Source organism: Desulfamplus magnetovallimortis, from assembly GCF_900170035.1.
In the GTDB taxonomy this organism is placed as follows: domain Bacteria; phylum Desulfobacterota; class Desulfobacteria; order Desulfobacterales; family Desulfobacteraceae; genus Desulfamplus; species Desulfamplus magnetovallimortis.
In genome coordinates, this window is sequence record NZ_LT828540.1 from 779,766 (window position 1) to 791,616 (window position 11,851).

Genomic DNA, 11,851 nt, shown 5'->3' on the forward strand with positions numbered 1-11,851 from the left:
TGTTGCAGCCGTATTAAAATCTAAATCTGCATATTCTTTACATTTTTTCCATAAAGAGCCATGGATCGTTAAGGTTTGATGCCTTCATTTTCCATATTCTCCAGTCTGTTTCACCCACAGGTGCAAAATTTGTTTGGTTTTGAGGTTTTCCAACAAGGGATAGCACCAACGGTTTTTTCTTCCCCAGAACTCCTCTGAGCCGTTTCAGAAAAAGCATTGTCTCTTTTATGGGGGGCTGCCAGGCTTCCTGCAAAAAGATCACCCCTGGCTCTTTTTCTGTCCGATTTTCTGAATTTTTGGTGCGACAATTAACATAATCAAAAGCTGCCTTCTCAATTTCATCAAGAGCAATATATAGATCCATTCCAGCCTGAACCGTTTTCAATATACGACATAAAAAACGAGACTCCACATTTTTTATAAAAGAGGCGTTATCCTTGAGATAATTAATCTCTTCCGGAATCAGGAGAATAAATGAAGGATGTGAAGGCAGTTTTTCATTTACACGGTTAACGAGCTGATTTTCATTCACACGGTTAAAGGACAGTTTCTCATTTTTATTCTGAATATGCAGTTCTTCACTCTCATTCTGTAGATGCAGATTGTTATTTTCATCATCCATATCCTCCTCATTGGAAAATCCAATATTACCACTGCCAGGCTTTTCATTTTTTATTGCATAGGAAATCGCATCGTCAGAAATGCCATCGTTAATTTCAGAAAAGTTGGTTTTATAAAATGGAGAAGATGAACTTTTTTTTTCAGGTGTCAGCATGCGCCCAATTACCCTTGAACAACTGGCATGATCAAAGGAAATTGTCTTCAAGGAGCGCTTCTGCGCAAACCAGCCGGAAATAAAAAATATTATGCGTGGTAACAGTCCATATACTGCAACTGCCATGCAAAGAAACGGCCACCATGACACAAGGTTTTCCGTTGCAAGGCTATATATGCCATCTTTTAGAACCATTCTGCTTCCCATGATCTGTTCAAGTGAGGGCACTGCAAATCCTGAAGGCTCTATCCATGACCATGGCGTTGCCACAAGTGTTACTATTTTATGCACAACATCAGGGCCAAACTGAAGAGTTGACTGCCATCCAAAAGCAGTGTCAAAAAACAAAACCTTGAAAAGCATATAACATATGACCGAACAGTTGAATGCAACCCCAAAAAGCTGCATTGCCATGAACAAAGGCCAGAAAAAAACCAGTCCATAAACCTTCTGGCCATTACGAATAATACCAATTGCAGATAGAAAAGCCTGTTTCTGATCATGTGATATCCTTTGGAGCAAACTCCGGTTCATAAACATAAAAAGCTTTTCAACAGCAGTATATAAAAAAGGATATGGAACAAACGCAGATTGAGAGATGAGCTTCATCTTAAGCACTAAAGAGAACAAAATAAAAAAGAGAATAAGTGCAAGCTGTGGAAACAGAATAAAGGCCAGAAAATATGAAATATTTAAAGGTTGCTGGCCTGTATATGAAAAAAATGAAACACATAAAGCCAATCCGGTAAAAATCCCTGATGTAACAAGAATTATACGAAGTACACTCATTAGCTCTTCGTAAAGATTTCCGGGAGTCAACTCATCTTTAGCAGAAAAAAAGCTTCCATCACTAAAGTCTCCTGGAATTTTTGAGTCCGGCCATGACTTTTCAGAAAGATTTGCAAGCCAGACAGACATTAATCTCCTCCTGAAGGATGCATTTAATCCGGCTCTATGTAAAAGATCAGGATTATTATTCTCCTGCCTTTGTTCTGGTTCAAGAATATGGTTTAAATAGATTTTCCTGTCCCTTTCAGCCAAGAGAGCTTCATCTTCACACATCATCTCCTGATTCAAAGCATATTCAAGATCAATGATGCGACCAGGAGTCCACTGGTTATCACTTGAATCAGTGTTTTTGCGGGCACTGATTTTAAAAACTGATTTATCAGGGCTGTTTTTTTCGATATTAACCTCCATCTTGATATCTCTTCTCAACAATTGGCAACCTGCCAAGACATGAGTCCTGTCAAATATGATCTCCGTCTTTTTATACCTTTCCTTTACAGGATATGCAACTTTTTGAAAAAGTGTGGAATGATTGAGTGAGATGTTTTGTCCCAGCTTTGTATTTTCCAAACAGGCACAAGAAGAATATCAGGTTTCATTGTATTTTTTTATATGTTAGGTTTACAAAGAAAATAATCTGGGTTAATAAACGGACTCGTTACTCATAAATCACTTAAAGGAACACTACCTTATTACGTACATTGCGGATGACCGCAACAATTGAAAGAATGAAAGTCGTTTAACAAAGAGACCCTTACGGGGAATTTCATACCCCCCATGTTTGCTGACGCATCACAACGAAACATTAAAGTAGTTGTATATCAGTATGTTATGGAGATTTTCTAATAAAAACCCCCATGTTTGCTGATGCATCACAACGAAACATGAAAGTAGTTTTAGATCAGCATGTTATGGAGACTTTCTAATAAAAGAGATAGACATGACCAACAACGTCAATATTTCACACTGGCTCAAAAAGAGCTGTACCAGACACCCATATAAAAGAGCTGTTGTATATCCATCTTCCAGGGATCGCTACGGAAGAGTGCTATACAGCCAGATTACCTTTGCCCAGCTTGATGCTGAATCTGATTTTCTTGCCCACGGCCTCAAGGAGGCAGGGATTAAAAGAGGCGTGAGAACAATCCTCATGGTTATGCCTGGAATTGAATTTTTTTGTCTGACATTTGCCATGTTCAAGGTGGGTGCAATACCTGTGGTAGTAGATCCCGGAATGGGAATAAACAGAATGCTCTCATGCTTTCGCCAAAGCTCACCTGAAGCCTTCATAGGCATTGAAAAAGCCCATTTGCTTAGGGTACTAAGGCCTGCTACCTTTAAATCAATTCACACACATGTCACAGTTGGCAAGAGATGGTTCTGGGGTGGATACACCCTTGAAGATCTCAGAAAAGTCACCATTGAGCCATTTCCCGTTGCCGATACTGTGGAAAATGAAACTGCCGCCATTCTTTTTACAACCGGCAGCACAGGGCCTGCAAAGGGTGTTGTCTATACACATGGCAACTTTGATGCCCAGATCAGGCAGATCCAAAGCCATTTTGGTATTGAGGAAGATGAGATTGACCTGCCTACATTTCCCCTGTTTGCCCTTTTTGACCCGGCTCTTGGAATGACGGCCGTCATTCCTGACATGGATCCGACAAAGCCTGCATTTGTAAACCCTGAGCGGATCATTGAAGCCATTGAAAATCATGGAGTCACAAACATGTTTGCATCCCCTGCCCTGCTGAATCGGGTGGGGGCATACGGCAAGGAGCTGGAGCTTCGCCTTCCATCCCTTCGTCGTGTAGTATCAGCAGGAGCTCCGGTTTCACCTGCAAATATTGAGCAGTTTTCCACAATGCTTAACCCTGATACTGAAGTACATACTCCGTACGGTGCAACGGAAGCTGTTCCTGTCCTTTCCATTGCAAGCAAAGAGATTCTTGGAGAGACTCGTAAACTAAGTGAACAGGGTTTTGGCATGTGCATCGGACGTCCCATATGCGACACTTCCGTGGAACTCATCAAGGTAAATGAAGAGCATATCGGGAAGTGGTCCCGGGATCTTCTTGTTGCAGACAAGGATGTCGGTGAGATAACAGTAAAAGCTCCTCTTGTGACAAAAAACTACTTTCAGAACCCCAAGGCAGAGCTTTTCTCAAAGATACTTGATGATGAAGGAGGTGTATGGCATCGAATGGGTGACCTTGGCTGGCGCGACACCAGAGGAAGAATCTGGTTTTGCGGCAGAAAGAGCCACAGGGTTATCACTGCCCAGGGGACACTTTTTACAATTCCTTGTGAGGCCATCTTCAACAATCATGATCAGGTATTCAGAAGCGCACTTGTGGGAATCGGTAAGCCAGGTAACCAGATCCCTGTTATATGCATTGAACCCCTACCAGGGGTGCGTCACCAAAAGGATTTCATTGCAGAGATGCATGAGCTTGCGGCATCCCATCCTCTTACCCAGGACATTGAGCACATACTTATTCACAAATCATTTCCGGTTGATATTCGCCACAACTCAAAGATATTCAGAGAAATTCTTGCGGAATGGGCAGCCAAAAAGCTTAAAAACCATATTACAGAATCCTGAACACTCAACCTATCTACCACTGGACAAATGGAAGTCTGCCGACCAATGGATATCTATTTTCAAGGTAAACGGACATAATTGCGTATCAATCACCCCCAAATATAAAAATGTTAGCCATTTTCACGGTAAAAACAGCTCATGCTTCCAGTCTGATATATTACGGTTGTTAGTGTCAAAGTTGATGCCCATAAGATGGACGGTTTTACCCCTTTTCAAAAAGGGGTCTGCATAATTTTTATCTTTTATCTGCTGAATGGCAATTTCACTACTCTGATTGCACTTGAACTCCAGTATATAAATTTTTTCCTTAAACTCCACTACCATATCAATTCTGCCTTTGCAGGTTAAAACCTCACTGTGGGCACGTACACCAGAGGCTGAAACCATAAGATAGAACAAGGTGTGAAAATATGCTTCGTCTCTGTGGCTCTCAAGGATGTTGGGAATGGATGCGTAAACAGATTTAATGGTATCCATGAACGATTCAAGGTCATCCGTGCGAAGATATTTAGAAAGCAGTATGAAACGGGCATACTCACCTCCTCCATCTCCATCTGTATAAGAATAGAAAATGTTTTCGATAAATGCAGTTTTGACTTCACGGTTTGGATAATCAAATGTATAAAGTTCTTCATCCACATCTTTTATGGTAATGTAGCCGGCCTGAAAAAGCAGAGCATCAAGGTGGGGGGTTTCAAGATCATACATACTGAATAAAGCTTTAGTGGAATGCAGCTTTTCAATTTCAGGAATATGCCATTTTTTTTCATTAATGAGGTTTACCAGAAAAGAAGGAGTGCCGGTTTCAAACCAGTAATTTTCAACAGCCATATATTTAAGTGCTGTCATGAGGGAAAAGGGGTTGAACACCTTTATTTTCCTCTTTGAAAAACGATAGCCATTGTAATGGTTAATAAGTAGATCCATCACATGATAAGGCTCATGGCCATTTTCATCTGCCATCCGTTTTATGTAGGGCATTAAATACTTTTCAACCTCATCCATTGTATAGCCAAACATATCAGCATACAAATTGAGCATGGTAATATCGGTCAGGTTATTTAGCTCGGAAAATATGGATACCTGGCTGAATTTGGATACACCTGTAATAAACACAAAACGGGTTATGGGAGAAATTTTTACACCTTTTATAACACCAAAAAAATCTTTTAAAATATCCCTATTTCTTTTTGCAGTTTCAAGTGCATCATCTCCCTTGCCAAGATGATCAATAAGGGGCTTGTCATACTCATCTATTAAAAAGACAACCGGCATACCGGTTTTTTTGCTAAGGGCAATGATAAGCTCCCTGAACTTGCCTTTTATAAATGATCGTTTAAGCTCTATGCCGTGACTGGAGGCAATTTCAGTTAAATGCTCCTCAATGCTCTGCTTAAGCATATCTGGAGTTTCATGACTTATCTCATTGAAATCAAGAGTTATAACAGGATACGGCTTCCACTCCCATCTAATATCTGGGATATTCTTTTCATCTTTTATCCACAAGCCTTCAAACAGTTCTTCCCTGCCTTCAAAAAGGCATTTCAAAGTTGAAACCATAAGAGATTTACCAAACCTTCTGGGACGAGATAAAAAATAGTATTTTCCATCACTTATCATCTGATAAATGTGTCTGGTTTTATCCACATAGATGTCTTTATTGAGTCTTATACTCTCAAATGAAGAGTTGCCTGTGGGAAGTGTTGGCAGGTTGTTCATGGATCACTCCTTAATTCTGTGTCCAGAAATTGGAGGGTATTCTTAAAATCAGGATATTCTGTATTAATAAATTGTTCGGTGGTGTCCCAAATATGTTGATGAGCTCTTCACAAACCTTGATTCAGCAGGGCTTTCACAAAAAGATATCAACACTTTTATGACACTACCAATTGTTCATTGTAACTCGTCAGTCATAAGTTCTCTAAATGGAGACTACAAATAGTATTTTTCAGAGAATTGAAAGTACAATATGTGGTGGTTGATTTGAGAAGTTAGGACTCTTGAGATTGTAAGAACAGCTATTTTTCCTGATTCAGACAAATTCAGTCTGGAAGAAGATCATAAAAATAGAGCATGACATCGGAACGGGTGACAATTCCTATCACCCTGCCATCTTCAATAACAGGGATTCTGCCGATATCGTGCTTGATCATGAGACGTGCAGCATCAATGGCGCTTCTGGTATGGTCAATGGTTATCACATCCCGGCTCATAAAAGCCTTTACAGGAGACTGCATGTGACTGTTTTTCTTTATTTTTCTGAAATCCCTTCTGGAGATGACCCCCACCACATTTTCATTTTCATTAACTACAGGAACACCTGTGCATCCGGTTTCTCTTAATATCATGGCAACCTCGTCAATGGTTGTATCCTCAGTAACCGTCACAACAGGATATGACATGATATCGCTCAACATGATTGATGTTTGCTGATTGCCCCTTATCATTTCAATCAGCATCTCTTCAATAACATCGGGATTGGTTGCCTTTAAAAGGGCAGACCCTGCTCCGGGATGGCCGCCGCCCCCCATACTTCTCATTATAAGGCCAATATTAATCTGCTCAAGATTACTTCTTCCGATAACCATACAGCGATCTCTTTCAGTGTCTCTAAAAATGGCAAATGCAGCATCAACATTGACGATTTCCCTGTACATTTGAACCACAACAGAAAGATTCTGCACATGCCCCTCAATATCCATCCTTGCAATGCTTATGCTGAAGCCCGAAACCTCCATACGTTCAGCATTCTGTATCATTTCAAAAAGGATATCTTTCTGCTTCTTTCCATATGAGTGTCTTAAAAATGTTGACAGGATCTGAAGATCCGCCTTTCTGTCAAGAAGATAGGCTGCAGCAAGGGCATCTTTGGAAGTGGTTGAGGTAAATGTAAGATTTCCGGTATCCTCGTACAGTCCCATAATAAAAAGGGTTGCCTGAATAGGAGTGATGAGCTTTCTTAATTTCTGGATTTCCATGAGCATCAGGGTAATATTTGCGCCAAGTTCCTCCCTGTAAACCTCATCTGCTTTTATATCCCCCTCGGGATGGTGATCCCAGTTGATTATTTCAACATTACTTCTTGTTTTTAAAGGCGCCATTCCATCAAGACGCCTCCAAGAATTAGTATCCACAACAACCATGGATTTAACCTCCTCAAGCTTTATCTCACCCGGAGAGTAAAACCCAAACAGATCTTTGTGAATGGACAAAAAAGACTTTAGATTAGGATTGACAGAACCAGGCAGCACAGGCTTGGAACCAGGATAAATAATAGTACCCGCCACAAGGGAGGCAAGTGCATCAAAATCAGTACCTTTATGGGTGGTAATAATCTGCATGGGGAACCTTTTTCTCTTAATCAGAGCAACAGTTTATGGATTTTTTTTCTTTCCTCTCTCTTCATATTCAACGTCTGAATATTCAATCATGGCAGGCTCTTTCTCCTTGTAATTGTCAGGAGGTGGCAAAGCATTGTCATAACGTGCATATTCCATCTTGATTTCATATTTACGGATTTCAGTCTGTGCATCCAGGCTTTTTCTGGCAAGTTGATACTTCATATACATAAACCAGGCAAAAAGCAGAAACACTGCAATGAGAACAGCAAGGAAAAACCACTTGAAATTGAGTATTGTCTCAATACCAACCTTTGCAAGAAATGTCAGAAGATCTGGAATAACGATATAAAGAAGCACAGCCGAAAGTATCAAAAAACCGATAATAAAAATATTAAGGCGACTGAGCTGATTAAGAACAGTTTCAGCAGAGCCTGTAACTCCAACTTGGGTCTGCCCTGACCTGCGTGCCTTTGATTTTGTCCATCTGCGTTTTTTCTTTCCTTCCCCGTCAGGCTTTGCACCATCTTCTATTTCAGACTCTTCTTCGCTCTTTCCATCTTCACCATAAGATTCATTCTCATCCTCTTCAAAGAGTTTTTGTTGAGCCTCGTCATAGTCGGCACCGCTTTTTTTGCCATAAAGAAGAACCATGACCGATCTCAGAACAAAGGCAAGCAGAAGAACAAGGCCAACAGGAATACCTATTGCAGAGGCAAGCCATGCCCTAAAAGGAAAAGGGACATCTTTGCTGACCAGCTTAACCTGATAGTCATCAATGGAACCAAAAGTATTTTCAAAGTAATATTTATTAAAATTGGTCAATGTCGAACCTTTGACCTGGTAAATAACTTCTCCGGAATCATCAAGAACATTCATCCACGACTGCCGCCCTGACTTCATTACCGCCACAGCAAAAATTTCAATTTCAATGAGAAAAAAACCAACAATTACTATGATCATGAGCATTTTATAGTCTCTGATCAAATCCGACCAGTTTTTGTTTGCCATTTGATTTCCCTGTTATCTTTAGTTCTACTTTTATTTACTTCTATAAATTGTCTGCATCAGGATACCTGAATTTTCAAGGCAGTTTATCAAAATGCAATATATAATAACAGCATATTTTATGATTCATATTTTTTTATCTCCACATTCTTTCAATTTTTGTTTACCTTGGCTTTAGAATATAATATGAAAAGTTTTCTCAATTTCAATGAAGCATTAAAATTTATTTTACCTCATCAGGAGTTTATGTGTTTTTATGGATAAATTAATAATAACCGTCCTTGGCAAAGACAAACCTGGTATTGTTGCATCTGTTGCCAAAAGCCTTTACCAGATGGACTGCAATATACAGAATGTCAACCAGATGATTCTGCAGAATGAATTTGCAGGTTTTTTTGTAATAGATCACCCTCCGGAACTTGATATGGAAAAGATCACAAGCAGATTGACCAAGGATCTGGAAGGGAAAAAACTTCAGGTCTATATTGATGAACTTGCTTCTCCAGCAAATGGTCTCTCCAATGGATATGAAATAGATTCAGGTTCTGAAGAAACCTTTCTTATTACCACCATAGGACCTGATCAAAAGGGGCTTGTGGCAAAGTTTACTGAGATAATTGCAGAGTTCAATGTAAATATCACAAACCTTAAAGCTGTTTTCAAGGGTGGAGACGAGCCTTCGGCAAATATAATGAATTATCAGGTTGCAATCCTCCCGGATACTGATCAGGCAGGGCTTTTTAAGCGCCTTAGAGCAAAAGCTGCTGAACTTGGCCTTGATATAAGCATCCAGCATAAAAATATTTTTGAAACCATTAACAAGATTTAGCGCGGGCAGGAAGAAAAAAATGTTCAATTCCCATGAAATATTGTCAACCATAGAGATGGTTAAAAACGAGCATCTTGATGTTCGCGCTGTCACACTTGGCATCAACCTTTTTGACTGCGTAAGCCACGATCTTGAGGTTTTCAAAAAAAAGATCAGGGCAAAAATAATTAAAAACGCTTCTGAACTTGTAACTGTGTGCGATGCTGTGGGTGAAAAATACGGCATATCTGTTGTCAATAAACGCATATCTATAAGTCCCATAGGGCTTGTGGCAGCCCCTTTTTCAGCTCCCGAGATGGTTGAAATTGCACATACTCTCAACGACATTGCCCGGGAGGTCAACATAGACTTCATGGGAGGCTTTACAGCTCTTGTTGAAAAAGGCATAGCTTCCGGAGATCGTGCATTGATTGACGCCCTGCCCCAGGCCCTTGCAGAGACCCAGCGGCTTTGTGCATCTGTAAACGTTGCAACAACCCGCTCCGGCATCAATATGGATGCAGTGCTTGATATATCCCGTGCCATCAAAAAGGCCGCACTACTCACCGCAGACGAAGACGGCCTTGCCTGTGCAAAGCTTTGCGTATTTGCCAACATTCCCCAGGACATGCCATTTATGGCTGGTGCATATCTTGGTGTGGGCGTGTCAGATGCAGTTATCAATGTCGGGGTCAGCGGCCCTGGTGTTGTAAAAAAGGCAATTGAACGTGCACTTGAAAAAAATCCAAAACTTCGCCTGGGTCAGATTGCAGAGATCATAAAGAACACGGCATGCAAGGTAACCCGGGTTGGAGAACTGATCGGTCGTGAAGTTGCCCAGACTCTTAATATAAAATTTGGAGTTGTTGATCTCTCTCTTGCACCTACCCCAACTGTTGGGGACAGCATAGGAGAGATATTCCAGGCACTGGGACTTACAAGTATTGGTGTCCCAGGCTCCACAGCAGCACTTGCAATGCTAAACGATGCTGTTAAAAAAGGCGGTGCATTTGCAAGCTCCCATGTGGGGGGATTAAGCGGAGCATTTATACCTGTAAGCGAAGATCTCAATATTGCAGAGGCTGCAGACAAGGGTTATCTTTCCATTGAAAAACTTGAGGCCATGACCTGCGTCTGTTCAGTAGGACTTGATATGGTACCAGTTCCAGGTGATATTTCGGAAGAGACCCTTGCCGGCATCATTGCAGATGAGATGGCCATTGGCATGATCAACAACAAGACCACTGCCACACGCCTGATACCGGTTCCTGGGAAAAAGGCAGGTGACAAGGTATATTTTGGCGGTCTTCTGGGGGAAGCAAGGATAATGGATGTGCCACATGCCACAAATAAAGACTGCTTTGTAAGGTATGGAGGAAGGATTCCTGCACCCATACACAGTATGAAGAATTAGCCTTGTTGTTAACAAAGTATGTATAGCTTTCCAGAAAAATATTTTATTTTTTGGTAAAAAAATTAATACAGATAACAGATAGGACACCTATAACCTCTTGAGCTTTGTCAATACTGTCTGAATCAGGATTCCCAAGATTAACAGGATAAGGCAGGATTATCTATCCTGAACATCTTTTTTATCCTGGTTATCCTGATTCAGACAAATTCAGTAACTGGAAAAAAGCAAGAAGATGTCGGTTTTGAGTAGATTACAGGCATAAAAAAGTATCAACTGACTTACGCCGAGCAGTAGCACCAAGCTATATTGATATATATGTAATAGGTTGATATAATAACATCTCTTGAATAAAACGAAAATCCTTCTGATTCAGCGTGTACAACTCGTATTTATGAATAAGGGATGTTGCTGCAATCAGGGCATCAGGAAGACTAAGTTTATGGCTCAAACAGTATATTTCCATCAATTCAAGAAACCTGTCAGAAATGTTGTTCGTCAATGGCAACACCGTCATCAAGGAGAGATGCTCCTTGATTTTCCTTAATTCAACTTTATCAAATGCCCCAAAATAGAGCTCAGCCTGAGTAATAGCACTGATAGCTATACGTTTACAACCTATAGCCTGCAATTCCTGGATAATTTTTGGTGTGTTTTTATAAAATTCTATTAGTATATTAGTATCACAAATAATCATTTGTTTTGCCTTGGCCACGCCTTATGACGAAGATTAATGACAGAAATATCCCTTTCACTCCACAATCCGGCATAGGAGAAAAATTCTTCACTCCTGTCATGTTCCCCACTAAGAGTTCTTTGGGCAATCTCTTGATCTTCGTCAGATGAAACATGCAGGACAAAATCAAGGGATTTCAGAACGCTATATAGTAGCTGGGCTTTATCAGGATCCTTAATTTTTACAGTAAGTTGCATATTTGTTATCCTTATTTGTCAATTATATCTTGGCATCCTTAATATGACACCAAAAGTACTTTACACTTTTTTGTGAAAGATTCCCGCCATTCAGAGTTTTCTCTCCGGAAAATGTAAACTGAAAAATGAAGCATGCCGAAAAGTCAGCCCGAAGAACGCTCTAAGTTCACAGTATAGGAATTCT

9 protein-coding genes are annotated in these 11,851 nt (G+C 40.4%); 3 read left to right on the plus strand and 6 right to left on the minus strand.

Going from position 1 to position 11,851, the window contains the following annotated elements; all coding sequences use genetic code 11:
* Positions 1 to 37: 37 nt before the first annotated feature.
* On the minus strand, positions 38 to 1,975 hold the full coding sequence (locus tag MTBBW1_RS03040; RefSeq protein ID WP_139786645.1) for a DUF2868 domain-containing protein: 1,938 nt from the start codon (positions 1,973 to 1,975) through the stop codon (positions 38 to 40).
* Between the two features lie 529 nt (positions 1,976 to 2,504).
* Between MTBBW1_RS03040 and MTBBW1_RS03045 the strand changes: the two genes are divergently transcribed.
* Complete coding sequence (locus MTBBW1_RS03045) at positions 2,505 to 4,169, plus strand: fatty acid CoA ligase family protein (protein WP_080798972.1); 1,665 nt, start codon at positions 2,505 to 2,507, stop codon at positions 4,167 to 4,169.
* Positions 4,170 to 4,289: 120 nt separating this feature from the next.
* Here the strand turns inward: MTBBW1_RS03045 and MTBBW1_RS03050 are convergent, their stop codons facing one another.
* The 3 genes from MTBBW1_RS03050 to MTBBW1_RS03060 all read right to left on the minus strand — a co-directional run bounded on the left by MTBBW1_RS03050 (position 4,290) and on the right by MTBBW1_RS03060 (position 8,518).
* Positions 4,290 to 5,888, minus strand: a complete 1,599-nt coding sequence (locus MTBBW1_RS03050) for an ATP-binding protein (RefSeq protein ID WP_080798974.1) — start codon at positions 5,886 to 5,888, stop codon at positions 4,290 to 4,292.
* 323 nt (positions 5,889 to 6,211) lie between these two features.
* Positions 6,212 to 7,510, minus strand: coding sequence for a CBS domain-containing protein (locus tag MTBBW1_RS03055; RefSeq protein WP_080798977.1), 1,299 nt, complete (start codon positions 7,508 to 7,510; stop codon positions 6,212 to 6,214).
* A gap of 33 nt (positions 7,511 to 7,543) precedes the next feature.
* Complete coding sequence (locus MTBBW1_RS03060) at positions 7,544 to 8,518, minus strand: 6TM ABC transporter family protein (RefSeq protein WP_080798979.1); 975 nt, start codon at positions 8,516 to 8,518, stop codon at positions 7,544 to 7,546.
* Positions 8,519 to 8,771: 253 nt separating this feature from the next.
* On the opposite strand from MTBBW1_RS03060, the gene MTBBW1_RS03065 reads away from it, so the two are divergent.
* Both MTBBW1_RS03065 and MTBBW1_RS03070 read left to right on the plus strand, forming a co-directional pair.
* Positions 8,772 to 9,344: a glycine cleavage system transcriptional repressor gene (locus tag MTBBW1_RS03065; RefSeq protein ID WP_080798982.1), complete on the plus strand. Its 573-nt coding sequence runs from the start codon at positions 8,772 to 8,774 to the stop codon at positions 9,342 to 9,344.
* A 19-nt stretch (positions 9,345 to 9,363) separates the two neighbouring features.
* Positions 9,364 to 10,737: a PFL family protein gene (locus MTBBW1_RS03070; RefSeq protein ID WP_080798985.1), complete on the plus strand. Its 1,374-nt coding sequence runs from the start codon at positions 9,364 to 9,366 to the stop codon at positions 10,735 to 10,737.
* A gap of 301 nt (positions 10,738 to 11,038) precedes the next feature.
* Here MTBBW1_RS03070 and MTBBW1_RS03075 read toward each other — a convergent pair whose 3' ends face one another.
* Both MTBBW1_RS03075 and MTBBW1_RS03080 read right to left on the minus strand, forming a co-directional pair.
* Positions 11,039 to 11,431 carry a type II toxin-antitoxin system VapC family toxin gene (locus tag MTBBW1_RS03075; RefSeq protein ID WP_080798987.1) on the minus strand — a complete coding sequence of 131 codons (393 nt, stop codon included), beginning with the start codon at positions 11,429 to 11,431 and terminating at the stop codon, positions 11,039 to 11,041.
* Positions 11,428 to 11,667, minus strand: a complete 240-nt coding sequence (locus tag MTBBW1_RS03080; RefSeq protein ID WP_080798990.1) for a hypothetical protein — start codon at positions 11,665 to 11,667, stop codon at positions 11,428 to 11,430. Before MTBBW1_RS03080 ends, MTBBW1_RS03075 begins: the two co-directional genes overlap by 4 nt.
* Positions 11,668 to 11,851 lie beyond the last annotated feature (184 nt).

What these genes read in the sequence shown, in the direction of transcription:
- MTBBW1_RS03075 (WP_080798987.1), bottom strand. Translation starts at nt 11,431, where the DNA reads ATGATTATTTGTGATACTAATATACTAATAGAATTTTATAAAAACACA.
- MTBBW1_RS03040 (WP_139786645.1), bottom strand. Translation starts at nt 1,975, where the DNA reads ATGGAGGTTAATATCGAAAAAAACAGCCCTGATAAATCAGTTTTTAAA.
- MTBBW1_RS03045 (WP_080798972.1), top strand. Translation starts at nt 2,505, where the DNA reads ATGACCAACAACGTCAATATTTCACACTGGCTCAAAAAGAGCTGTACC.
- MTBBW1_RS03080 (WP_080798990.1), bottom strand. Translation starts at nt 11,667, where the DNA reads ATGCAACTTACTGTAAAAATTAAGGATCCTGATAAAGCCCAGCTACTA.
- MTBBW1_RS03065 (WP_080798982.1), top strand. Translation starts at nt 8,772, where the DNA reads ATGGATAAATTAATAATAACCGTCCTTGGCAAAGACAAACCTGGTATT.
- MTBBW1_RS03050 (WP_080798974.1), bottom strand. Translation starts at nt 5,888, where the DNA reads ATGAACAACCTGCCAACACTTCCCACAGGCAACTCTTCATTTGAGAGT.
- MTBBW1_RS03055 (WP_080798977.1), bottom strand. Translation starts at nt 7,510, where the DNA reads ATGCAGATTATTACCACCCATAAAGGTACTGATTTTGATGCACTTGCC.
- MTBBW1_RS03070 (WP_080798985.1), top strand. Translation starts at nt 9,364, where the DNA reads ATGTTCAATTCCCATGAAATATTGTCAACCATAGAGATGGTTAAAAAC.
- MTBBW1_RS03060 (WP_080798979.1), bottom strand. Translation starts at nt 8,518, where the DNA reads ATGGCAAACAAAAACTGGTCGGATTTGATCAGAGACTATAAAATGCTC.